Origin of the sequence: Flavobacterium hibernum (assembly GCF_000832125.1) — a bacterium.
GTDB classification, from domain to species: domain Bacteria; phylum Bacteroidota; class Bacteroidia; order Flavobacteriales; family Flavobacteriaceae; genus Flavobacterium; species Flavobacterium hibernum.
In genome coordinates this window covers 123851-149398 of the sequence record NZ_JPRK01000002.1, presented here as the reverse complement: position 1 = coordinate 149398, position 25548 = coordinate 123851, and the positions used below count along the sequence as shown (strand labels likewise).

Below are 25548 nucleotides of genomic sequence, written 5' to 3'. Positions count from 1 at the left end.
ATTCGTTATAAACCGCCTCAATAATGAGGCGGTTTTTTATTGAAGGGATATCTCTTTACTACAAAAGCTGCGACGGTTTTGTAAAATACTGAGGTAGGTTTTGAATTAGATGAATTATGAGGCATCAATTATGAAATAATTCAACACGATATAAATTAACTAAGATAGTTTTTGTAATCGGCGATAATCTGTAGGAGATATAGATGCGTGTTTTTTAAAGAAACGACCAAATGCCGAAACCGAATTAAAGCGCAAACGATACGCAATGTCGGTAATATTGACTGCCGGGTTTCCTAATAAAACAACTGCTTCTTTTAGCAAATGAGCATCAATGATTTCATGCGGTGTTTTGCCAACTGCTTTTTTTACAATTTCTATAAGATACTTGTTTGAAACATGGAGCTTTTGAGCATAATATCGTACTGCTTTGTGCTGTGTAATATTATCCATAACCAAATTAAGAAATTGAAAATAGGTGTCTTTGGGATTTTCCGAAACTAAATCGCAGGTAACTTCTTTTGCTGATAAAAACTCAGCTGTTTCTAATAACAAATTAAAGATAATCGTTCTAACAATTTCATCTCTAAATTTCAAATCTGCATGGATTTTACTATCCAGATATTCCATAAGTTTAATCAACTTAGCAACCTCATTCTCCTTTAAATGAATCAATTCGTAGGATCGGTCTTTAAAAAATGTTAGCCTTTCGATTATAAAAGGATCGGAGATATTTTTGAGCAGAAACTCTTTTTCAAAAAAAAGCAGTTTCATTTTAAAATCTTCGCTATTATCTTGAAAAGCGATTATTGTAGCCGGTCTTGCAAGTAGTACACCAAATTGTTTAATGTAATGCTGTTGGCCATCAATAGCAATAACCATGTCGCCACTCATACAAATACAGAGCGAATAATAATCCATCCGAAAAGGTTTCTGTGGAAAATCTAACCTTTTTTTACCAGTCGAAACATAATATGGTAAACTATAGTCAATCCCAAAATAGGCCAATGTATCACTTATTTTATCGTAATGTTGTTCCATCATGCCTAAATACCGCTAAAATTTAAATTGTTTTGGAAAGTAATTGATCATAAAAATACACTTTTTTTCGGCATAAATACCTACAAACTATAGAGATTTTACAATAAATTCATTTAACGATTCTTATAAAACAATTTCTATCAAAGTAGAATAAAAGCAAAAAAATAGCGCTAAGTCAAAAAAAACTTAGCGCTACTTCAAGATTATTATTATCTAAAATAATGAATCTAAATATTCAATTTTACAATCGTTAGTCTATAATTCCGCCTACCCACTGTTTCACTTTATTTAGCTGTTCTGTAAAGAACGACTCGTGCTCTTGCGGATTATCATTATTTTCAACTAAAATATGCTCGTAATATGTTCCTTTCAAGAATTTTCGTAAAAGTCCCTGACCTACAAAAGGCTCATAATCATTTAAAGATTGTGCAGCTTTAAGTAAATGACGAATATCATACTGCAAAGGATTAATATCTGGTACTTGTTTGTTTAAATTTAGCAGCTCATAAACCGCTATTCTGGCTGTACGAACAGAACTTTCCATTGTAAATACGATATCATTATTTGTTTCTACAAACTGTCCTACTAAACCTAAGTTTAAACAACCCTCTGGAACAACTTGCGGACGATCGCCTTTTGCTCTTGGCATAAACATAGATGTGATATAAGGCATAAACGAACTGCGAACAATTGTATTTTCGATAATATTATCTAACTGATCAATAATACCTAAATGATGCGCTAATTCGGCCAAAATCTCATTTCCTGTACATTGTGGCATTGTCTTTTTAACATAATCACCTTCCTTATCCATAAAAAGAGCATAGACCCAAATAACCAAAATATCATCTGGCTGCTCCGGAAAATGGGGTTGTCTGTTACAAGTAAAACTCATTAACCAATTTGAATCGCTAATAGTAACAATTCCTCCAGTGGCTGTTTTACCAGAGTACGGATCATTTACACACAACTCTTTTACTTTTTCTACAAAAGCCGAAGGTCTACAAGTAAGCGTTGCGGACTCCCAGGATGATTTTGAAATATTACCACAAAATTTTTCAGGTTTTCCAAAAACTGGTGATTTGGCTGCCAGATTTTTCCATAGTTTCCAACCAGCACTTTCTCCGCTTGGACTACTATTCAAATCGATTGCCGGAGCAGTTATATTGTCTCCGTAAATAGTATCTTCTGTCATCGAGCCAGTCGTTGCAATTACATAATTGTCCTTGCCTACCGCTATTTTATCATCTTTACCATCTCGATTGATTAAAATCGATTCTACTATTTTTCCATCAGTATTACTGTGAAGCACTAAATCCTTTACAAGCGTGTTTAATTCAATTTGTACACCTTTGCTTTGAAGAAATTTTCTAAGAGGCGTAACAAATGTATCATACTGGTTGTATTTAGGAAACACCAAACACGAAAGGTCTTTCATACCATCTATGGCGTGCAAGAAACGGTGCATGTATAATTTACATTCTAATAAACTATGCCAGTTCTCAAAAGCAAACATAGTACGCCAGAAAAACCAGAAATTACTATTTAGGAAAGAAGAACTAAAATAATCTTCAATTGTAATATCATCTAAATCTTCTTTCTTCTTTAATAGCAACTTTATAATAGCGAGTTGGTCTTTTTTTTCTAATCCAAATTTGCTAAAATCTTTTATCTGTCCTTGATTGAAAATAAGTCGTGCTTTAGAATAATTAGGATCATTATCGTTTACTAAACGATATTCGTCGAGTACGCTGTAAGGTGCCGGAAGTTCTAAGGCCGGAATATCCTGAAAGATATCCCAAAGATTTTCATACGTCATATCCATCTCACGTCCGCCTCGTATTATGTAACCCTCTTCAGCATTACCTGCACCATCGAGTGATCCGCCGTCGACATGTAACTGATCTAGAAAAATAATATTCTCGCCAGGAATCTGACCGTCACGAATAAAATAATAGGCAGCAGCCATTCCTGCAATACCGCTTCCTACGATGTAAATTTTACTGTCTTTATACGATTTTGGAGGAATTCCGATGTTTCGTTGGTAATTGCCAATTTGATCTGAAAAAGGCATTGTTTTTTCGGGAGTATTTAATTGAACTTCCTTACTGGAATCTGGTTGGTGATTTACCTTTCCGTATTCTTTTGACCCATTAAGTAACTTGTCGAATTTTGAAGTAGTAGAACTCATAACTTATTTTATTTAGATTCACTCAAAGTTAAGAGTACCCTCAAAATAATATGCATCCCCAAATTCAGTAATACTATCCTCAAATTCCGAACAACGAAATGTTTAATTATAAGGATCTGTTGCAACGGTTTTATTTAAAATTTCCGTTCCAGATTTCTTTGTTTTTAAATAATTTTAGAGATTTTCAATTACCAAATAACAGAAAAAAGAATGCTCTGCTCTTTTCATCCAAAGAATTACTTAACAATGAAAATGCTTTGGTAATTTGTGCTTCAACTGCTTTTACAGAAATCTTCAAATATTCTGCAATTTCCTTATTTGTCAATCCTTCTTTTTTACTTAAAGTAAAAACTTCTTTACACTTTGGCGGAAGTTTTTCAATTTCTTTATTTATCACCAAAAGCATTTGTTCAAAGGTCTCGGAATTGTCATCCATAACAAATGTATTTAAGGTTTCGAAATATGTTTTCTCAACTGTTGAAAGCAATTGATTTTTTCGATACTGGTCTATAAATTCGTTGTATACTGACTTGTATAAAAAGCTTTTGAAAGATTGATCAATTTTTAGCTTGTCACGTTGTACCCACAATCTCACAAATACATTTTGAACGATATCTTCGGCGGCAAAAATGTTTCGAATTAAACCATCGGCATACAAGCATAATTGGTGGTAATAAGCGTCCATTAGATAGGTATATGCTTGTTCATCACCTTCTTTTAGAGATTCGAGTAAAATGGTATTATCGCTAAAAAGATCGCTTTTCATAAAAGCAAATTAAAGTAATATTAATTAAAATAATACTAATAATAAAAAAATATTCTCAAAATGGTAGGGTATTGTTGTTTTGGTTCGTCATAGGCTAAATAATCAAAAATGGCAAAATTAAAAATTGAAATATTAATCCTAAAATTTATAAATAATCAAGCTTCTGAAGAAGATATAAATGCTATTTCAGACTGGCTTGAAGAAGATGTAAATAATCAAAAGGTGTTCAATAACTTGATTAAAACCAACTATACGGTTAATTATAGCATGAAAAGTGTTAATACTGATGCTGCAAAAAAACAATTTTTACAAAAAATCAAGCAGGAAAAAATCAAACAGAAAGAGAATGTTTTTTCTAAATCTAGCATTCGCTCCTATTTTAAATACGCTGCAATTTTAATAGTGTTTTTAAGTGCTTTTTATATGTTTAAAACTAAAGATGTTTTTACAACTAAAGACACTCCATTAACTGTAAAAGAAGAATCAATTACATTACAATTAGAAAATGGAAATATACAAGTTATCAATCCTGTAAATACTCAAATAATAAAAAATATTCAGGGTAAAACAATTGGGAATCAGAACAAAAATAAAATCGTTTATACTGGAAACCAAAATTTAGATAAGCTAGTGTATAATATGATTAGTGTACCCAACGGAAAACGATTTGAATTGATTTTATCTGATGGCACCAGTATCCAATTAAACTCTGGAACATCTTTAAAATTCCCTGTACAATTTATTAAAGGAGAAAACCGTCAAGTATATCTGGATGGTGAAGCTTATTTTGCTGTAACAAAAGATCCAAAACACCCATTCCTTGTAAGTTCAAATGATATGAATGTAAAAGTTTTGGGAACTAAATTTAATGTGACTTCTTATAAAAAAGATGCCAAGACATATACCGTTTTAGTCGAAGGAAAAGTAGCTGCATCTGATCACTTAAATAATGAAGAAGTAATCTTAAAACCATCTGAACGCGCTTATTTTGAAGGTAAACAATTAAAGTTAGAACCGGTAGACGTTCGAAAATATATTGCCTGGGTTTCTGGAGAGCTTATGTTTATAGATGATTCTTTTGCTGTTATTACCAATAAACTAGAGCGAAAATACAATGTTCAGATTATAAACAATTACGAAGAGTTGAATAGCATTGTTATCACTGCCACTTTTAAAAACGAAAATATTGACCAAGTTTTAAAAACTTTTCAAACTTATAAAGCTTTTAATTATACCATAAACAATAGAGTAATAACCATAACCAAACCAAAAAAAATGTAGTAACCAAACCAAAAAAAAAGGAAGGTGAGTCAACACCCTCCTCGTCAATTTAAAATGCTGATTTAATCTAAAACTAAAAAATTAAACCAAGTGTAAACTTATGAAAAAACAACGAACCAAAAGTGCGTTGAAGCACATTTTCAATACCCATAATTTAAAAATGAAATTAACTTTCTTATTTTTATTTACCAGTCTTTTACAGGTCAATGCATCAAGCTGTTACGGACAAAAAAACTTAGTTACCATGAATGTAAAAGGGGTAGCTTTGACTAATGTTCTTCAGCTTATTGAAGAACAAACTGATTTTCATTTTTTCTATAACCGAACTGAATTAAACATCAGCCAAAGAATTGTTCTGAATGTTAAGCAAGAACAATTAAGCTCAGTTTTGTCAAAATTATTCAACAACAGTACCATTACGTATCAAATTTTGGGTAATCAAATTATTCTAAAAAAAATAAATGCTCCCGAAAAAAAGACAGAAAATAATGTAGCCGTTCAGCAAAAACACTTAGAAGGAATTGTTACCGATAAAGCTGGACTTCCGTTAGTAGGTGTTTCTGTAATGATAGAAGGAACAAATTATGAAACAACCACAGACTTTGACGGACGATTCAAATTTGTTTCTGACTACAATGCTAAATTTTTGATTTTATCTCATGTGGGTTTCGAACCCAGACGCGTAGCAGTTGATGGTCAGACCGCTTTTAAAATTGTTCTTTCACCAGAATTAAATGAACTCGAAGAAGTTGTACTTGTTGGTTATGGCAAGCAAAAACGTAACGAATTCTCTGGTGCCGTATCTACTATAGATGCCAAAGATATTGTACAGGCAGCTACAGGAACGATAGGTTTTGACAGAGCATTGGGTGGTTTAGCTGCAGGTGTTCAAGTATCACAAAATACAGGTCGTCCAGGTGCGCCGGTTCGTATCAATATTAGAGGAATTACTTCGCCATTCTCTTCTGTAGGAGGCGGATTAAATCAGCCTTTATTTGTAATTGATGGTGTGCCGTTTAATATTGATGCTTTGCAAGGCGCTAATCCCCTATCTACATTGAATCCAAATGATATAGAAAGTTTTGATGTATTGAAAGATGCCGGAGCTACTGCAATTTATGGTTCTCGTGGAGCTAACGGAGTTATTATTATTAAAACTAAAAGAGGCAAAAAAAATCAAGCTCCAAAAGTAAACTTCTCTTATGCTACAACATTTGCTCAGCCTATCAAGAAAGTTGGTGCTTTAAATTCAAATCAATATAAAAGTTTTTACAATTTATTGGTTAACAATAGTGTTGATGCAATGAACAGTGGTCAACTAGATCCTTTTTTATCTTACGATTTAGCAAATATTGCCAAAGTAGATTTGGATTTCGATACTTTTCAGGTGAGCAATGGCGGTATCAACGATAATTATTTTGGAAATGCCAATACAGATTGGAACAAAGAAGTTTTTAGAAGTATGGCTGTAACAAATCAAGCTAATTTGAGTTTGAGCGGTGGTAGCGAAAAAACTGATTATAACTTTAGCACTTCATTTATAGACCAAGAAGGTTTAACTATAAATGATAAAATGAAACAATATAATCTAGGGATTTCCTTTGATACTGATATAACAAATCACGTAAAAATGGGAAGCTCTGTAAATGTTGGTCATACAGAGGTTAACTCTGGAGAAAACGATGTTTTAAATCAGTTTACAATAAATACTTCAATTGCTCGTGCTCGTCCGGATTTACCCGTTAGAGATGAAAATGGCAAATTGTTAGGTCAGCCGGATTATCAATACGGGTTTATGACTTTAGAGCCAAATCCGTTAATGCGATTGAGCAACAAAACCAATAACAAAGCTTATAATTTTATTGGGAATACTTATATTGAAGTAGAGCCATTAAAAGATTTAAAGTTAAAAGCAGACGTAAATGCTTCTGTTTTTTACAATAAAAACAGTTCGTTTATTCCTAAAATTACAGAAACTGATTTTATATATTATCCTAATGATTCTTATTTAAATGAAACAGATGGTTTAGTTTCTAATATCACAACAAATTTGACTGCTAACTACAATTTTAAAATTTCTGAGCATAAATTTGGTGCATTAGCAGGAGCTGCCTGGGATAAAACAAACTTTAATAATTCAAATCATTTATACAGTGGTTTTCCTGATGACGAGGTTTTAATCAATGCTACATCAGCACGAACTGTAATTGGATATGCCAGCAACCGTATAGAAACAGGATTGTATTCGTTGTTCTCTCGTTTGAATTATGGTTACAAAGATTTGTATAATGCTACTGTAAATTTTAGAACCGATACTTCTTCAAAATTTGGTCCGGATAATAAAAGAGCGTACTTCCCGTCTTTGTCTGCAAGTTGGAATATTAATAATGAAAGTTTTTTAGCTGATGTAAGCAACATCAACATTTTAAAACTTAGAGCGAGTGTTGGAAAAGTGGGTTCTACTAATGTTTCAGATTTTGCTTTCTTACAGTTTTTTCAAAACACAGCATCTAACATCTATAACGGAAGTTCGGCTATTGTTCCAGAAAACAATTTCCCAAATCCAAACATTGGATGGGAAACTACCAAAGAGGTTAATTTAGGTTTAGATTTCGGTTTCTTCAACAATCGCATAAAAGGAAGTTTTGATATTTACAATAGAAAAACAACCGGTGCTTTAGTAAAAACACCAATCCCATTTGAACTAGGACCTAACTCTTATTTCTCTAATTTCATGGATGTTTCAAATAAAGGAATTGAAATCACTTTAGGCGGCGATATCGTTAGAAGTCAGGATTTTGTTTGGTCGACCAATTTTAACTGGTCTTTAAACAGAAACAAACTCGAAAAATTAAACGGTGCAAGTATCAATCCGTACCAATTAGATTATTACATCGAAGGTCAACCTGTAGGTACTATTATGGGATATAAAGTGGCCAAAATTTTCCAATCGCAAGACGAAGTTGATGCTTTGAATGCGGCTTCACCATCAGGAATTTATGATAAAGCCTCAACTACTGTGGGTGATTTTATGATGGAAGACGTTAACGGTGATGGTCAGATTAATGCTGATGACAGAGCGATAATAGGAAATATTCAACCGGACTTTTTTGGCGGAATATCAAATACTTTCGCTTACAAGAATTTTAGTTTAAATGCATTCTTTCAATACTCTGTAGGAGCAAAATCAATTTGGAGTGCAATTCCAACAGGTATATATAACACACTGGGAGAAAATAAATATACTGAATACGCTCTAAACACCTGGACACCTGAAAATCCTAATGCTCGTTATGCAAAAGCCGTATATACAGATCCTTCATCTAATGGAAGAATTTCAGATAGATACATTTATGACACGTCTTATTTACGTCTAAAAAGCATCCAATTAAGTTATAATTTCGACCAAAAACTAATGAACAGAATTGGTATAGAAAGAGCAAAACTGACTTTAACGGGCACAAATTTGGTGACTTGGACAAAATGGCCTGGAATCGATCCTGAAACTTTCTCTGAAAGAGGAACTATCACAGATCAAATCAACAATGAAGATCCGTATCCATTAGCTAAGTCGTACTCTTTAGGAGTTCAAGTTCAATTTTAAATTCAAAAAAAGATGAAACAACATTTTATAAAGATCAATACGATTTTACTTTTTGCAATAGCATTAACCAGTGCAAGCTGTAATATTGACGATATACAACCCAATAATAAATTAACAACAGAGAATACTGTACGCGATGAAGCTTCGGCTCAATTAGTTCTAAATGGTGTTTATGATTTAGGAAAAGAGTTTGATGTAAGCTTCTTTCCCTTGCATTTAGCAGCTTATGGCAACGAAGGAATGATCTCGGGTTTTATGAGTGGTACTAAAGGATTTAACACTAACGAAGTCCCGGTCGATAATATCTTTTTAACTAATTTATATAGCGGTCATTACAAAATTATTAATTCAGCTAATTTCCTAATTCAGGAATTAGAAGCAGGAAAAGCCGTTGGTATTTCTGAGGAAAAAAAAGGCGAAATGATTGCTCAGGCAAAATTTCAGAGAGCTTTTACTTATTTTAATTTGTTGCGTTACTTTGGAGAATTCTACGATTTAAACTCTTCTTACGGAGTAGTTTTAAGAACTAATTTTTCGACTGTACTCGAGGCAAAACCTAGAAATACAGTCGCGGAAGTATACAAACAAATAGAAGATGATTTACTGTACGCATCACTTATGGGGCCAGTAAACATAGACCATTTTTATTCTGGAAGTCTTGCTGCCAAAGCCTTGTTATCGAAAGTTTATTTATACGAAAGAAAATTTACTGAAGCCGCTACTCTAGCAGATGAAGTAATAAACAATGCCGAAGGTTATATGCTTGAAGCGCAATATTCAGATATCTTTAAAAACAGTTTTAATTCATCTGAAGTAATTTTCGCTCCAAAAACAGGCCCAGATAATGAAGGAAAAACAGCCATGTATCAGGTAAACACAACAACATACAGTCAAACCTTAAAAAGTTTAGCCGATGCTCAGGCAGGAACTTTAAACGACGGTAGTTTATCAGGTTCGGGTTCAGGATACGATCCACGTTTTGCATTTGCCTACTCAAATACCACAAAAAAGTCGAATGGAAACGGTAAATATCCATTTTTAAACACAATTGCATCTCAAGGAAATACCCTTTATCATTTGCGTCTTGCTGAAATATACCTGATTAAAGCAGAAGCAGAAACTCGCAAGACAGGTGGAGATCTAACTGTAGCACTAGAAAATCTAAACGAAATTAGAAATCGTGCCGGAGTAGCCGAAAAAGAACTTACTGATAAAGCCACTCTACTTGAAGATATTCGCAACGAAAAATTATTAGAACTATTTTTTGAAAATGGCGAAGGATGGTTTGATATCGTACGATATGTAAATCTTGGAAATCTTACAGCATCATCAGTCAAAGCTACTTTGGTATCTCCAAATCAGTTTGTCCTGCCAATTCCATTACAAATAATAGCAGGAAATAAAACAGTTATACAAAACAAAGGCTACTAGCCTATTCACAATTCTAAAAGCAGAGTGTACCTATTTTGAAAAAGATAAATCTGTAATCAAATTATGGATACACTCTCATTTTTTAAACTTGAATTTAATAAAACTAAAAAAATGAAAAAATTACAAGCATTAGCATTACTAGTTGTAGTGTTTTCTTGCCAAAAAATAATAGCGCAAAAAGAGTACGCAGTAGTACACGGAAAAATAGAAAATCCAATCGAAGGATTAGGCGTACGATTATTTGATCCCATTAGTTCAAAAAGTATTACAATAAAAGTAGCTGCCAACGGAACCTATAGAGATACAATAAAGTTAGAAAAACCTATATTGTTTAATACCTTTTATGATAAGTTCTTCAATTTATATCTTACAAATGATATGAATTTAGAAATTAATTTTGATGCAAAAAACATTAATAAAAGCATTACAATCAGCGGAAAAGGAGAAAAAGAAAACAACTTTTTAAGAACCAAATCTAAACTGGAAGCAGATTTATATGGCGGTGATTATATTGCGTTTTTAAACTTAGAAAAAACAGTTTTTGATGCCAAAATGAATAAATTTTCAGCTGATTTCGCATCGTTGTTAGATCAAAAACAATCAGATCTTGACCCAAATTTTATAACCACCCAAATTAAAATGTTCGAAGACTTAAAAAAAGGTCTTGCCCAGCAATATACAGATGAACAAAGAAACAAAACTGAATTAGGTGTAGGAATGCCTTCACCAGAGTTTAAAAATTATATTAATTATAAAGGAGGAAAATCCTCTCTAAAAGATTTTAGAGGAAGCTATGTTTTTATCGATGTTTGGGCAACCTGGTGCGGGCCTTGCAAATACGAAATGCCATTTATTGGAAAAGTAGAAAAACAATTTCATGGCAAGAACATAAAATTTGTGAGCATATCTGTAGACCGTTTAAAAGATGAAGTAAAATGGCGCAACATGATTAAAGCACAAGGTTTAACCGGAATTCAGCTTTTGGCAGATAAAGAGATCGCATCATCATTTATAGCGGGGTATTATATTCAGGCAATTCCACGTTTTATTATTTTAGATAAAGAAGGAAAAATTGTAAACTCAGATGCTCCAAGACCATCAGAACCAGAATTAGTAGATATTTTAAATGCTCTTGATATTTAAATAACTTTTTAAAAAATAGCTCTAATAACCAGAGAAATCATCTTTCTGGTTATTAAATTTAATTCCTTTTTGCCTCCAATTATCAAACATTACTACTTGTAAAGCATAGTTTATTAATTAATAATGGACTATTGTATTTATCTCGATAAAATGTTTCAAATAGCATCCCTTTTAAAATTTATTTTAAATCAGGGCAGGAAACCTATTGAAACTTAAAAAAAAATCAACCTACAAATAAGACATACATCTACAATTACTATAAAAAACATGAAAAATTTATTAACTATATTTTTTCTTTTAGTAACAGCTCATGTTGTTACGGCGCAAGAACTAAAATTAAGCGATCCGCTTCCGGTAAATACCAGAATTAAAAAAGGAGTTCTAAAAAATGGAATGACGTATTATATCTATAAAACAGATGTAATTAAAAATGTTGCCAGTTATTACATTATTCAAAATGTAGGTTCTATTTTAGAGAATGACGATCAACAAGGGCTTGCACATTTTCTGGAACACATGGCTTTTAATGGAACTAAAAATTTTCCGGGAAAAGGCATTTTAAATACACTTCAAAAACATGGAGCTGTTTTCGCAAAAGACATTAATGCTTATACTGCTTTTGACGAAACGGTTTACAACATGGACAATATCCCTACAAACGTACCCGGATTAGTAGATACTTCTTTGTTGATTTTACACGATTGGGCAGATGGTTTATCGCTTACAGAATCAGAAATAGATTCAGAACGTGGCGTAATTAAAGAAGAGTGGCGAACAAGACAAAATGGATATATGCGTCTTTTCAAGAAATCATTACCTACAATGTTTAATAAAACCAAATATGCTGATCGTATGCCTATTGGTTCGATGACTGTAATTGATAATTTTAAGTACAAAGCCTTACGAGATTTTTACCACGATTGGTACAGAACAGATTTGCAAGCTATTGCAATTGTGGGCAATATTGATGTAGCAGAAATAGAACAAAAAATAGAAAAGTTATTTGGTACAATCCCCGCGATAAAAAATCCGATACAAAGAGTCGTTACAATAATTCCGGACAATGAGATCATGCTTTATAATTTAGGAACCGATAAAGAAGTAGCTACCTCAACGATTTCTTTTACAATTAATCAGCCCAAATCCTTAAAAGACGAAACTGTAGCCGATTTAAAAGAATCGCTTTTTAACGGAATGGTTTCAAGAATGTTAAACTCAAGACTTAGAGAAATTTCTCAAAAACCAGAGTCTCCATTTGTTTCTGCAAGTTGCAGTTATTCCAGTTTAGCGAGAGCAAATAATACCTTCGGTTTACTAATCTCTCCAAAACCAAATCAGCAGCAAGAAGCATTTAAAACTGCGTTGACAGAATTAAATCGTATCGTAAAATTTGGTTTCACGCAAGGAGAAATTGTTAGAACGAAAGCTTATTATACTAATCTTTATCAAACTAAAATTAGTAAGATCGAGCAAACTCCTCACGCCGAAATAGTGAACATGATTCAGAAAAACTATCTCGAGAATGAAGCTATGACTGATATTACAAAGGAATTTGATATCATTAAAGTTATTTTTAATGAAATGACTCCTCAGGATTTAAATGATTATGTCAAAAAATTATACACTACAAAAAATAGAGTGTTAGATGTTACAGGAGTCGAAAATGAAAATAACCTTTCGCAGGACGAAGCTTTAAAAATTATTAACCAAGTCGAAAACGACGCTAGTTTAATAGCTTACACAGATGAGTTTGTAGGTAAAACATTGATTTCGGGTATTCAAATTAAATCAGGTAAAATTGTTTCCGAAAAAAATAACAAGAAATTAGGTTCAACTCGTTTTGTATTGAGCAACGGCGTGGTTGTAGATTACAAATTTACAGACATTGAAAAAAACAATGTGTTACTCGAAGCTGTAAGCTTTGGAGGTAATTCTTTAATCAAAGATGCCGACCTTCCTTCTGCTGCAATGGTAGGAACTTTGGTAAGAATGTCTGGTTTAGGAGATTATAACGCTACAGATATGACTAAAATTCTGGCGGGAAAAAATGCGAATACAAGAATCGAAATTACAGCATTAGAAGAAAATATTTCGGGCATGACTACTACTAAAGATGTCGAAACTATGTTGCAATTAGTGCATTTACAATTTGTAAAACCCCGTTTTGATGAAAGCAGTTTTAAGGTTTTACAAAACAATTTACAAAATAGCTTAACTCAAAGAAAAAATGATATCGCTTATAAAATGCAAGATAGTATCACGACTTCTTTATATGGATTCAACAATACAAAAATGCGCCTTTTTGATGAGCAATATATAAAAGAGGTTTCGTTCGAAAAAATCAAATCCATTTACAAAGAACGTTTTAATAACCCTGCCGATTTTACATTTTCGATAGTAGGTGATCTTTCAAAAGAAGATCTTAAACCGTTATTAGAGAAATACATTGCTAGTTTACCCACCACAAAGAAAAAAGAAAAATGGCAGGATAATTCAGTCGCTTGGTTGAAGGACAGTAATAAAAAAGAAATCTTCCTTGCAATGGAAGACCCGAAAGCAACGGTTCGTATTTCGTTTAAAAAGCCATTGGAGTACAGCTTAAAAAATACTTACCTACTAAAAGCTTTTCAGGACATTCTGGAACTTAGATTAATGGAGACATTAAGAGAGCAAGAAGGCGGTACTTATGGAGCAAGTGTATACAGCTCTTTGTCTAAAAGACCAAAAGAAGTCGCTAATTTTTATGTGTATTTTGATTGTGATCCTGATAAAGTAGAGAAACTAGTAGGCATCGTTTATAAAGAAATTCAAAAAATTGAAAATAATGAAATTGATAAAGACGATTTAAATAAAGTAGTCACGAGTTACCTGAAAGAATTAAAAGAAGAAAAAGAATACACAGGTTACGAGTTGAATGTACTGTACGATTTTAATGTAGAAGGATACAATAAAAATGATCCGAAAAACAATCTTGACATAATAAATTCAATAACTACACAAGACATTCAGAAGCTTGTAAAAGTGTTGATGAAAGATGCTCAAAGTTTCGAATTTATATTTAAACCTTTAAAATAGTACTAAAAATACCTTTCGTTACTACTTAGTTCTCTAAGTATTTTGAATTAGTAAGCAATCAACGAAAGTACTTATAGGGTCATTGGCAAGATGACCCTATTATCTAATACTCACTAATAAATTATATTCTAGTAAAAAAAATAGGATGTGTGGTGTTCAAGCTTATGCTTCGAATCTTACTCTCCATACCAAAAGTCCTAATGAAAATTAGGACTTTTTTTATATTTGGATTTTAAACTTTTAAAATCTGAGAAACGATAAAAAAAATCCTATTTATCTTAACAAAAATTCGTAAAATAAATAAACTTTCAAATTTTAAGATTCATATCTTTTCCTTTTAAGGACACCAGTAGAAAAAAGAACAAATCTTTAGGTACATTTGCAGAATCTATTTTTTTGAAATAATTATATTTTTTTTGCATTTTACGCCCCAATATAATGAATACTTTAGAACAACCTATACCACACAACGAACTACAACGTTTGGCAGCATTAAAACGCTACAATATACTTGACACATTACCAGATAATGCTTTTGATGATGCTACAAAACTCGTTTCATACATATGCGGTACGCCCATTGCACACATTTCATTCATAGACGAGAGCAGACAATGGTTTAAATCTGAAATTGGAATTGGAGTTACAGAAGTTCCAAGAGAAATCAGTTTCTGCCGATATACCATCATGGAATCGAAGATGGTTGAAATATCTGATACGCATTCAAACGAAAGATTTAAAAATGATCCTAATGTCACAGGAGGTTTTAAAGTGAGATTCTATGCAGGAATTCCGCTTACAACACCTGACGGATATAACATAGGAACAATTTGCGCAATAGATCATGTTTCTAAAGAGCTAAATGATGATCAGCGCAATGCACTTTCGATAATTGGTAAACACGTTATCAATCAATTAGAATTAATAACCAAAAATATTGATCTGGCGGCTCACAAAAAAATTGCCGATCGTGCAGTATTTGCAAAAGATAGTTTTTTGGCCAATATGAGTCATGAAATTAGAACTCCATTAAATGCCATTATTGGTTTTACAGATCTTTTGGCACAAACACAACTTGATAGTATTCAGCGCGATTATATCGAAAGTGTTCAGATTGCCGAAGAAAACCTGCTTTTAATAATAAATGATATTCTGGATCTTTCTAAATTAGAATCTGGTCATTTAACTATCGAATCCTATCCTTTCAATTTAAAAAATACCCTTAAACATGTTTACGACTTACTAAAAATTAAAGTTCCAAAAGATGTTGAATTCAATCTTTTTCTGGATGCCGATATGCCCGAAAATGTAATTGGAGATCAGGGAAGATTAAATCAAATATTAGTAAATCTTACAGGTAATGCACTTAAATTTACCGAAGATGGCGAAGTAACTATTTCTGTAAAAAAAGTAGCCGAAAGTGCCGATAATTATTCGCTCAAGTTCTCTGTTAAAGATACTGGAATTGGTATACCCGAAGACAAACTTAAAACTATTTTTGAACGATTTACCCAAGCAGAAGAAAGCACTACCAGAAAGTTTGGCGGTACAGGACTAGGTCTTAATATCGTAAAACAATTGGTAAATCTGCAAAACTCAGAAATTCATGTAAAAAGTAAAGAAGGTCGTGGTTCTGAATTTTTCTTCATTTTAAACTATAAAAAAACGGCGCAAATTGAGGCTAAAGAAGAACAATTATCAAGCAATAGTTTAGGAAAACTAAATATACTTCTTTGCGAGGATAATGTATTAAACCAAAAACTAGTAAAAAGCGTTATGCATAATTTTGGTTTTGAGTTGGACATTGCCGAAAATGGAGAGGTAGGAATTGATTATTTATCAAAAAATAAATATGACCTGATTTTGATGGATCTTCAGATGCCGGTAAAAGATGGTTATCAAACTACCGAATACATTAGAAATGAAATGAATTTAAAGATTCCTATAGTTGCTATGACCGCGCATTCGCTTGTAGGAGAACAAGAACTTTGTTTTAAGATAGGAATGAATGGTTATGTACCAAAACCTTTTAAGCAAACTGCACTTTTAGAAATGATAAAAAGTGTTTTAACCAAAGAAAGTAATCCCCTCCAGAAAAGAAAGGTAGATTTGTCTTTCTTAGAAGAAATGTCTTATGGAGATGCCAGTTTTAAACAGGAAATGATTAATCTTTTTGTAGAAAAAATTCCAAATGAAGCAGTTCAACTGGAAAAAGCATTTCAGAATAATGATTATAATGCCGTAAGAGATCTTGCACATAATATGAGATCTAGTATTGACATTTTTATGCTAAAAGATCTTAGTAACTATTTAACTATTATTGAAGAAGAAGCTAAACTGGGGCGATTTAGTTCTGAAACTGCAGAAAAAATAAACTTTTTTCACAGTGAAATTACAGAAGTTATTAAAATTTTAAAGGAACTATTATAGAAACCCGATTGCGCAAATTTATCTCAGCAACGATAGCGCGGATTTGCAACCGTGCCCACAAAGGTTTGTTTGTTTTCTTTGTAAATATAAAAAAGTGCATTAATTTGTGTGACTTTTGTTTTAATGATTTGTTTTGTGTCCTACTGTTGCGGGCACGGATTACAAATCCGCGCTATCTGGGTAGTTTCACGAACTCTTGTAAAAATTTCACAAAATTTGATCCTGATAAAATAAATTTTGCTATTGTAAAGACCAAAGGAAAATTTGATTTAAAACCAAAACTAAAATTTGATTATTAAAAATAAAAATATGGCAACTCAAAAAAAAATTTATAATATTTATGGAAACGAAATAAACAAAATTCAACTTTCATCATTATCAGATTATAGTTTAAAAACAATTATTGATAATAAATTGAAAATGGTGGAACATTTTGAAGATAAACTGTTAGCTGATGGAGAATACTATCTTGAAGATAATGAAAATATTGATGATTTAATACAAGAGTATTGCATAAATAAAAAACAAAGATGGTATTTTCACTTTAACAAACAAACTTATGGAATTTTTACTTTATGGGATTGGAAAGCAGTAAATTCTGATGGTATAGCATATTTTAAAGGAAAAAGAGTTTTAGACAATAAAAACCGTAAAGTTTTTTATTGCCAACTTAATCTTGAAACGGAAGAAATAAAAGGTGAAGCAATAAAAATAGCTTATCAGAACATACATGATGATGAAAATACTGACATATTATTTAAATTCAAATATAATGCAGATGGTAGTCTCTTCAGGATTGAAGATCCTAATGAAATTTATTTTGACAAAGTAATGGGTTCAAAACCTCAAGATTTTATTGATGATATTGATATTCAAGCTTTTTTTTCGTGGAATGAGCACGAATATTATCATTCAGCTTTACCATTTTTACCAAATGAAAACATTTAACAATTGTTGTCTCGTTCCTAAAATAGATTTACATAACAACAACTCAAAGAAAAAAGATCTTTGAGTTGTTGTTAAATTAAAAGAGAAAAGCAAATCTCTTAAACTCCAAAAAAATATATTTCAATAATTCAGGAAACTAAAATTCATAAGTTCCCCCTATCACTTCTTGAAAAAAACTCAACATTATCTAATTGATATTATGGCATATGCAAGAGCGATACGCCCGTGACAACAGGGGCAAAAATTTTTACAAGCCTGCCAAAATATATGCCAATTCAGAAAATAAGATTTTAGAAATTAAATTTATTGCTCATAAAAAACCAGAATATTTAGAAGTATTAAATCAGAAATTGCAAACACAGAGCCATATATTTTTACGCCTTTAGATGTAAAATGGACTAGAAACACTGATTCGGAATTTAGAATGTTAAATAAACTTGCTTTATCTTTAGAACCTAATGCAAAAATCACTGACCAATTTCTTCACTATGAAGGCACATTAAAGATAATATCTGAAAATGCATATTGTACATCTTGTCAAGGTATTGTTGTACAATTTAATAAAATGTTTCCAAAAATTAATATTGTTCTAATTGACGCAACTAAAATATAATTAATTATGAGTAAAAGTTTTAAAATTATTTTTGACAGTCTAATATATGAACCTTTCAATTATAGACTAGAAATAAAAAACAGATTATATAATTTATCCTATTCATTACAAAAATCTTTTACTAATAATCAGGAAAATTACGAACTTAATATTGATGATTTAGATTATAAAGGAATTTATTCATTAGGAGGTGGTTTATGTTTTTCTGCTTTTCATTGGAATGAGGATATTGAAAAAAGAATAAATGAAAGATCAAGCATTAATAATTTCACAGGTATTCCATTTTTTTTAGGAACTGATAATGAAAAAATAGAACTGAACAAGGATGATAAAAAAAAGTTGATCAATTTTCCTAAAGATTATTTTGATAATTTCATAAGAAAGATTAAAAATTTAAATGTTTCATCTGAATCAAACAAAATAATTGATAACCAAAAACAATTTACAATTGATATAGATGATCCCACTTCAATCGAAACTTCAGTAGCTGAATATAATTTCAACTATAAGACTAATTTCTTTGTATCTGAAATACAATTGATTGATCAATTATACTTTGCAACAATTGAAGTTACAAAAGCATCTCTAGTAGATATTTTTTGTTTAGGTTATAAGATTTATTTAGATGATGAAAGAAGAAACTAATTAAGAAATCTTAGGTATATCTTGCACAGTGTTTAGCCCCGCTGGCGCAAGCGTCTCGCTCGTGAACGCAAAGTTGTTTTTGTTCTAAAAATTATCTATCTAATTTATAAAGGTTTTAGAGATTAGAAATTAAATTTATTGCTCATAAAAAAGCAAAAATGATGCCCGTTGTCAAAGAATTAATAAAACAATAAATATGGAAATAAACTTTTTAAAATATTTAAGAGACAATCCTTCCGCATATCCATATGACAAAGATTACAAAGCTACTATTCAGCCAATTTCTATCGAAGAAATTGAGCATTTAGAACAACTTTACAATAGTGGTAACCCATTTCCAAAAGTTCTAAAAGAATTACTGTTTTTAGCTGGTAATGATTGTTATGTTTGTGATTATGGAATAAATGAAACTCAGCAAGAATTGCAAGAGTGGGTTAGGGAAGATATGTTAGAAAACAAAAGAACAATTTCACGACCATTTTATGCTTTTGATGTATATGGAGGAAGTCAATTTTTATTTATTTACTTAGATGATGGTTACAATCCAGCAATTTATGAAGCACACCCTTACAGTAATAATGATAGCTGGATTAGTCGCTTAAGTAATTTGACAATAAAGAATCTAGTCGATAATGGTATTGAACGGATAAAAAGAGGAGAAAATCCTTTTTAAAGAAAATACCCCGCTGGCGCGAGCGCAATGTCATTAAGTTAAGGCGTTAATCGATTTATTTTAGGCGTTTTAAGGTGTTTTAGATTAATTTAATTGTATTATTTTTCTTGTATTTGTTCTGTAATTTTACAGATTTAGATATGGCAAAAAATTCAATTTTGATAATTAAAAAATTGCGAGAAGAGATTTTTAGTGAAAAAATAATATCAGATTATAAAGTGAATCAAAAAGATTTTACCAGAAAACGAAAACATCCGATCGCACAGATATATCTCAGCAACGATAGCGCGGATTTACAATCCGTGCCCGCAAAGATTGGTTTGTTCGTTTTGTAAATATAAAAAAGCATATTAATTCGTGTAACTTATGTTTTAATGATTTCTTTTGTGTCCTACTGTTGCGGGCACAGATTACAAATCCGCGCTATCTGGGTATTTAGATAAAGACCCTATAATTAAGAATTTAATTTTAAACAAATTAAACGACCCTAATTATTTTTATAAAAACTTAAGGAATAACCCAAATTATTTTATACTAATTAACGAATAAAACTATAATAATGAGTGAAGTGCTAATAAAGAGAAAAGATAAGTCTTTTTGGATTAATCCAAATTTTATTCAATTGGTAAGTCAATATATTTGCCAAGTTTTTGAAGCAAATGGACTACATACATATTCTAAAGAAATTCAAGATATGTATATTGATTTTGATCTAAATAGAACAGGAGAATGCTTAAGTTTTGTAAGTATAGTATTTGATGATATATCCGACGATACAGACAAAGCAACAATAATTGAAATATTTAACCAAGCTAAAATATTAATTCAATCTTTAGGAAATGAAATTTCAGTTGTTAGTCTTAATGAATTTGAAAATGCTAAAAATGATCCGTCATTTAAATTGATGAATTGGTCAATCCCTGTAAAAACAACAAGTTTAGTAAATCTATTAAATTTATTTATTGATTTACTAAACGACGCCTATCCGAATGTATTAGGAAATGTAAATTTCATCGGCTACCAGCCCATTTCAAATCCAAATGTCCAAATTTTATAATTATCCCGATCGCGCGGATTTACCTCCGAAACGATAGCGCGGATTTGCAATCCGTGCACGCAAAGATTGGTTTGTTTTCCTTGTAAAAAAAAAAGCGCATTAATTTGCGTGACTTTTGTTGTAATGATTTGTTTTGTGTCTTACTGTTGCGGGCAAGGATTGCAAATCCACGCTATCGGGTACTTTTATAGAAAACAAGTATGCTTTAATTTTGTAATAACAGTAATCGCATAAAGAATATAAACAATAAACCTCGCAAATTGCGAGGTTTATTGTTTATATAAAGTAAAATTTGAAATAATTATTCAACCATAATCTCGTCCACAAATAACCACGCCGATTGTCCTTCTCCCGGATGACCTTTTGGACACTGACCTAAATTCTTGGCTGTAACGCGCACAAACTTCGCTTTTTGCTCTGCAAACTGAGCCGTAAAGTCTTTTATTTGAATGTCTTTTTCAGAGGCTGCAATAGCATTTGTTACTGTTTTTACTTCTTTAAAAGTGATACCATCTTGCGATATTTCGAATTTTACATATTGTGGCAAAAATATCCATTGGCTCCAATTTTGAATACAGCCCAAAGTAATACTGCTTATTGGTGTACTAGCTCCCAAATCTATAGTGGCAATTAAATCATTTTCGTTAAATCCGTGCCATTGTTTACCTATGTCTTTTGTACCTCTAAAACCATCAATTAAAGTATTAACTCCATTAGCGCGATAATGAGTGCTGCTGGCATTTGTGTAACTTATTGTTTTTCCCGTAGCTTTATTAAACGTAAAAGATTGTTCTGCAGGTTTTGCACTCAATATTTTATTGTTTAAAACTGTGATTGCTTTTACGGTCATAGAACTATTTACCACAAATGGTTTTTCATATTTTAAACTACTTATTGATGGAGCACTTCCATCTGTTGTATAATAAATTAGGGCACCAACTTGATCTGTGTCAAGTTCAATAAAAAGTTTATTGTTTTCGACAACTGGTTTTATATCTACTTTGAAATTCCCTTTTGAATAACGGATTCCTCTTTGCTCAAACCCAACTAAATGTGGCTGTAAACGTTCGGCAAAATTGTTCCAATCGCGTTGCTCTTTTTTAGACCACAATACTTCTGCCAAAGCCAGCATACGAGGCAGAATCATATATTTAACATGTTCTGCTGTCGTGATATATTCTGTCCATAAATTGGCTTGTGCGCCCAAAACACGTTTAGCTTCCTCTGAGGTTAATTCTACGGGAATTGGGTCGTAATTGTATACTTTTTTCAAGGTATTAAATCCTCCAATTGCAAGAGGTTCTGTTTCAGGATCGCCTTGATAATGGTCAAAATAATAAGGAGTACCTGGAGTCATAACTACATCATGTCCCATTTTAGCCGCTTCGATTCCGCCGGCTTCACCGCGCCAACTCATAACAGTTGCTTCCGGAGCCAATCCGCCTTCTAGAATTTCATCCCAACCAATCATTTTTCTGTTTTTCGAAACCAAGAACTTTTCCATTCTGCGAATGAAATAACTTTGCAATTCTTTCTCATCTTTTAATTGCTCAGTTTTCATTCTCGCTTGACATTTAACACAATGTTTCCAGCTTGTTTTGTCTACTTCATCTCCTCCAATATGAATATACTTTGAAGGGAAAATTGCCATTACTTCTGTTAGTACATCTTCCAAGAATTTAAAAGCCTGATCGTTTCCTGCACAATAATTACTTTCGACTTTACTGGCTAAAAAATTTCCTGATTGTGCAAAATTATTTTTAGAATTACACGAAAGTTCCGGGTACGCCGCCATTGCAGCCTCAGAGTGACCAGGCATTTCAATTTCTGGTACAACTGTAATGTTTCTTGCTTTGGCATAAGCCACAATTTCTTTGGCTTGTTCCTGAGTGTAATATCCACCGTAAGTCGATTTATTTCTGTCGGCATTAAATTCTATTTCAGCCCAATTCCACGATTTTCCCCAATCATCAACTCTCCAAGCGGCTTGTTGGGTAAGTTTTGGATATTTTTTAATTTCTAAACGCCACCCTGCTCCATCGACTAAATGCCAATGAAAAACATTCATTTTATACGCTGCCAATAAATCGATAAATTCTTTTACCAATTCCGGCGAAGCAAAATGACGACTTACATCAAGCATCATTCCTCTCCACTGAAAACGTGGATAATCTTTTATTTCCATGCTCGGAATTTCAACCAAATCATTTGTACGGCTAAAAGGCAATGTTTGCAATAAAGATTGCACACCATAGAACAAGCCTTTTGATGTATTGGCTTTGATATGAATTTGTTTAGGATTTACAGAAAGTAAATATCCTTCGTCTCCAATTTCATTGATTTTTTCGATACTAAATACAATTTCTTTTCCGCTTGTTTTGGTATTGTTTAATTCAAATCCTGTAACTCGTTTTACATATTCTTTAAAAAAGTGAACTACTTTTTCGGCTGCTGCATCTTTCTTATCTACTTTTATAACGGTAGAATTATCAAAGGAAAAACTGCCTTGTTTGATTTCTAAACTTACGGGCTTTGGTATTATATGAACCGATTTTTGTGCTTGTAAATGCATCGAAAATACCAATGCAACAGCTAAAATTAAGTTTGTGGTTATTTTTTTGGTCTTCATTATTTGATATAATTAGCTAAAAGTTAAGCGTTGTGGTTATTTTATTTAAACACATAGTTTCCTATGTTTTTGTTTTTTTTCACGCAGATTTAAAAAGATTTAAGTCGATAAGTGCAGATTATTATTCATAATATCTTAGTTTAAATCTGCTTTAATCTGCAGAATCTGCGTGAAATAAACTAGGCAAATAAACAAAAGACAACCTAAATTGAGCTGTCTTTTCTTTATTTAACGCTAGTATTGCTCTTTAAAATAATTGGCTCCCCACATTGTATATCTTTTTTTCATGGTTTCAATTTTTGTTTGAAACTCAGTCCAATTTTTACTCTCTTTTGGCGACCATAATACTTCGCTTAAAGCACTTAAACGCGGGAATATCATATACTCTACTTTGGCAGGATTTGCCATATATTCTGTCCAGACATTTCCTTGCGCTCCTAAAACATATTTTGCTTGTTGCTCGTTCAACTCTTTAGGAATTGGCTCGTAACTGTATACTTTTTCTAAAGGTAAAAAACCACCAATTGTAACTTCTTTTTCGTTTTTGGTTTGCGAATGATCTAAATAAACGTGGCTTCCCGGCGTCATAATAACCTGATGATTTTCTTTTGCAGCAGCAATTCCACCCGCTTCTCCCTGCCAGCTCATTACGATTGCATTTGGTGCCAAACCTCCTTCTAAAATTTCATCCCAGCCTATTATGGTTCTTCCTTTTCCATTCACATATTTTTCTATTCTTTGAATAAAATAACTTTGCAGACCGTGCTCATCTTTTAAGCCTTTTTCTTTTATCATTTTTTGGCAAAATTCACTTTTTTTCCAAGCATCTTTTGGAGCTTCATCTCCTCCAATGTGAATGTATTTTGACGGAAATAAAGCAATTACTTCATCCAAAACATCTTCTAGAAATTTAAACGTATTTTCAGTCGGAACAAAAACATCTGCATGTACGCCCCAAGTTTCCTGAACAATTTTATTTCTTCCGTTTGCCATTTCTTGTTTACTCTTATCTGAAATCATATTATCAGGAAGATTGGTTTTCTGGTTAGGAAAACAGCTTAACTCAGGATAAGCAGCAATTGCAGCACCACTGTGTCCCGGCATTTCGATTTCTGGAATTACAGTAATAAATCTGTCAGAAGCATATTTTACAATATCTTTTACTTCTTCTTGTGTATAAAAACCACCTTCTGGTGTATTATCGCTTCCTTTACCCGGATATCTGCCTATGATACTTCCGTTTCTCTTTGAACCAATTTCGGTAAGTTTTGGATACTTTTTAATTTCAATTCTCCATCCTTGATCTTCGGTTAAATGCCAATGAAAATAATTCAATTTATGCAATGCCAAATAATCGATGTATTTTTTAACGAATGCTACTGAGAAAAAATGACGTCCAACATCGAGCATAGCTCCTCTGTAAGCAAAACGAGGTTCGTCTTTTACTGTTACTGATGCAATAGCTAGGCTATTACTTTTTTCTGCAGGCAATAACTGAATAAGCGTTTGCATTCCGTAGAAAGTTCCTATTGGAGAATTCCCTATAATTTCAACACCATTTTTATCTGATATTAAACTGTAACCTTCGCCTTTAAGTCCTGCTATATTTTTAAGACTTCCTAATTTAATGTAGTTCTTACTGGCTTTTTTAGCAACAGGTAATTTAAAATCATAGTAATCTGACAAATAACTGTTTAAAAAAGTCGCCGTAGCATTATCTTCTTTATTGGTCACCACTAAACTAGTTTGCGCGTTAATCACAAAATTTCCCGCATTTTTAACCACTTTCACCGGTTGCGGAATGATATTTACTTCTTGTGCAAACGACAATGTACTGCATAAAAGAAGCGAAAAAAGAAATGACTTCACCATATTTTCTATTGAATTAATTATTGTTAAAACTATAAATCCTGTCGTGTGTACGATAACACCTTAAAAACAAAGCATAATAAATTTACTTAATATTTTAATCCCGATAACAATCAGGATAGATTTTAAGTCTAAAAAAGAAATATACTTTTTGT

General features: G+C 32.0%; 16 protein-coding genes. 11 read left to right on the top strand and 5 right to left on the bottom strand.

What is annotated here, in order from left to right; all coding sequences use genetic code 11:
- Window positions 1-159: 159 nt before the first annotated feature.
- The 3 genes from IW18_RS00645 to IW18_RS00635 form a co-directional block, all read right to left on the bottom strand.
- A complete protein-coding gene (locus tag IW18_RS00645) occupies window positions 160-1041 on the bottom strand; it encodes a helix-turn-helix domain-containing protein (protein ID WP_041515651.1) in 882 nt (293 codons plus the stop codon).
- A 247-nt stretch (window positions 1042-1288) separates the two neighbouring features.
- Complete coding sequence (locus IW18_RS00640) at window positions 1289-3229, bottom strand: oleate hydratase (protein ID WP_041515650.1); 1941 nt, start codon at window positions 3227-3229, stop codon at window positions 1289-1291.
- Window positions 3230-3413: 184 nt separating this feature from the next.
- Window positions 3414-3995 (bottom strand): RNA polymerase sigma factor, encoded by a 582-nt coding sequence (locus tag IW18_RS00635; RefSeq protein ID WP_041515649.1) that lies wholly within the window; start codon window positions 3993-3995, stop codon window positions 3414-3416.
- Window positions 3996-4103: 108 nt separating this feature from the next.
- Between IW18_RS00635 and IW18_RS00630 the strand changes: the two genes are divergently transcribed.
- The 11 genes from IW18_RS00630 to IW18_RS00565 all read left to right on the top strand — a co-directional run bounded on the left by IW18_RS00630 (window position 4104) and on the right by IW18_RS00565 (window position 20895).
- On the top strand, window positions 4104-5276 hold the full coding sequence (locus IW18_RS00630; protein ID WP_052480025.1) for a FecR family protein: 1173 nt from the start codon (window positions 4104-4106) through the stop codon (window positions 5274-5276).
- Window positions 5277-5436: 160 nt separating this feature from the next.
- Window positions 5437-8880, top strand: a complete 3444-nt coding sequence (locus tag IW18_RS00625; RefSeq protein WP_240475517.1) for a TonB-dependent receptor — start codon at window positions 5437-5439, stop codon at window positions 8878-8880.
- Window positions 8881-8892: 12 nt separating this feature from the next.
- Window positions 8893-10311, top strand: coding sequence for a RagB/SusD family nutrient uptake outer membrane protein (locus IW18_RS00620; protein ID WP_041515647.1), 1419 nt, complete (start codon window positions 8893-8895; stop codon window positions 10309-10311).
- A gap of 111 nt (window positions 10312-10422) precedes the next feature.
- Window positions 10423-11454 carry a TlpA family protein disulfide reductase gene (locus IW18_RS00615; protein ID WP_041515885.1) on the top strand — a complete coding sequence of 344 codons (1032 nt, stop codon included), beginning with the start codon at window positions 10423-10425 and terminating at the stop codon, window positions 11452-11454.
- A 267-nt stretch (window positions 11455-11721) separates the two neighbouring features.
- Window positions 11722-14529, top strand: a complete 2808-nt coding sequence (locus IW18_RS00610) for a M16 family metallopeptidase (protein WP_041515646.1) — start codon at window positions 11722-11724, stop codon at window positions 14527-14529.
- Between the two features lie 438 nt (window positions 14530-14967).
- Window positions 14968-16959 carry a GAF domain-containing hybrid sensor histidine kinase/response regulator gene (locus IW18_RS00605; RefSeq protein ID WP_041515645.1) on the top strand — a complete coding sequence of 664 codons (1992 nt, stop codon included), beginning with the start codon at window positions 14968-14970 and terminating at the stop codon, window positions 16957-16959.
- A 309-nt stretch (window positions 16960-17268) separates the two neighbouring features.
- On the top strand, window positions 17269-17907 hold the full coding sequence (locus IW18_RS00595; protein ID WP_123902589.1) for a hypothetical protein: 639 nt from the start codon (window positions 17269-17271) through the stop codon (window positions 17905-17907).
- 325 nt (window positions 17908-18232) lie between these two features.
- Window positions 18233-18520, top strand: coding sequence for a deaminase domain-containing protein (locus tag IW18_RS00585; RefSeq protein WP_316931562.1), 288 nt, complete (start codon window positions 18233-18235; stop codon window positions 18518-18520).
- Between the two features lie 6 nt (window positions 18521-18526).
- On the top strand, window positions 18527-19165 hold the full coding sequence (locus tag IW18_RS00580; protein WP_041515640.1) for a hypothetical protein: 639 nt from the start codon (window positions 18527-18529) through the stop codon (window positions 19163-19165).
- Window positions 19166-19361: 196 nt separating this feature from the next.
- The gene (locus IW18_RS00575; protein ID WP_041515639.1) at window positions 19362-19838 is read left to right on the top strand and encodes an SMI1/KNR4 family protein; all 477 of its coding nucleotides are present in this window, start codon (window positions 19362-19364) and stop codon (window positions 19836-19838) included.
- 559 nt (window positions 19839-20397) lie between these two features.
- Window positions 20398-20895, top strand: a complete 498-nt coding sequence (locus IW18_RS00565; protein ID WP_041515637.1) for a hypothetical protein — start codon at window positions 20398-20400, stop codon at window positions 20893-20895.
- A gap of 301 nt (window positions 20896-21196) precedes the next feature.
- Here IW18_RS00565 and IW18_RS00560 read toward each other — a convergent pair whose 3' ends face one another.
- Both IW18_RS00560 and IW18_RS00555 read right to left on the bottom strand, forming a co-directional pair.
- The gene (locus IW18_RS00560) at window positions 21197-23524 is read right to left on the bottom strand and encodes a glycoside hydrolase family 20 protein (protein ID WP_041515636.1); all 2328 of its coding nucleotides are present in this window, start codon (window positions 23522-23524) and stop codon (window positions 21197-21199) included.
- 234 nt (window positions 23525-23758) lie between these two features.
- Window positions 23759-25396, bottom strand: a complete 1638-nt coding sequence (locus IW18_RS00555) for a beta-N-acetylhexosaminidase (RefSeq protein ID WP_041515635.1) — start codon at window positions 25394-25396, stop codon at window positions 23759-23761.
- Between the last annotated feature and the right edge of the window lie 152 nt (window positions 25397-25548).

Coding starts and splice junctions, on each gene's coding strand:
- IW18_RS00645 (WP_041515651.1), bottom strand. CDS start 1,041: ATGATGGAACAACATTACGATAAAATAAGTGATACATTGGCCTATTTT.
- IW18_RS00640 (WP_041515650.1), bottom strand. CDS start 3,229: ATGAGTTCTACTACTTCAAAATTCGACAAGTTACTTAATGGGTCAAAA.
- IW18_RS00635 (WP_041515649.1), bottom strand. CDS start 3,995: ATGAAAAGCGATCTTTTTAGCGATAATACCATTTTACTCGAATCTCTA.
- IW18_RS00630 (WP_052480025.1), top strand. CDS start 4,104: ATGGCAAAATTAAAAATTGAAATATTAATCCTAAAATTTATAAATAAT.
- IW18_RS00625 (WP_240475517.1), top strand. CDS start 5,437: ATGAAATTAACTTTCTTATTTTTATTTACCAGTCTTTTACAGGTCAAT.
- IW18_RS00620 (WP_041515647.1), top strand. CDS start 8,893: ATGAAACAACATTTTATAAAGATCAATACGATTTTACTTTTTGCAATA.
- IW18_RS00615 (WP_041515885.1), top strand. CDS start 10,423: ATGAAAAAATTACAAGCATTAGCATTACTAGTTGTAGTGTTTTCTTGC.
- IW18_RS00610 (WP_041515646.1), top strand. CDS start 11,722: ATGAAAAATTTATTAACTATATTTTTTCTTTTAGTAACAGCTCATGTT.
- IW18_RS00605 (WP_041515645.1), top strand. CDS start 14,968: ATGAATACTTTAGAACAACCTATACCACACAACGAACTACAACGTTTG.
- IW18_RS00595 (WP_123902589.1), top strand. CDS start 17,269: ATGGCAACTCAAAAAAAAATTTATAATATTTATGGAAACGAAATAAAC.
- IW18_RS00580 (WP_041515640.1), top strand. CDS start 18,527: ATGAGTAAAAGTTTTAAAATTATTTTTGACAGTCTAATATATGAACCT.
- IW18_RS00575 (WP_041515639.1), top strand. CDS start 19,362: ATGGAAATAAACTTTTTAAAATATTTAAGAGACAATCCTTCCGCATAT.
- IW18_RS00565 (WP_041515637.1), top strand. CDS start 20,398: ATGAGTGAAGTGCTAATAAAGAGAAAAGATAAGTCTTTTTGGATTAAT.
- IW18_RS00560 (WP_041515636.1), bottom strand. CDS start 23,524: ATGAAGACCAAAAAAATAACCACAAACTTAATTTTAGCTGTTGCATTG.
- IW18_RS00555 (WP_041515635.1), bottom strand. CDS start 25,396: ATGGTGAAGTCATTTCTTTTTTCGCTTCTTTTATGCAGTACATTGTCG.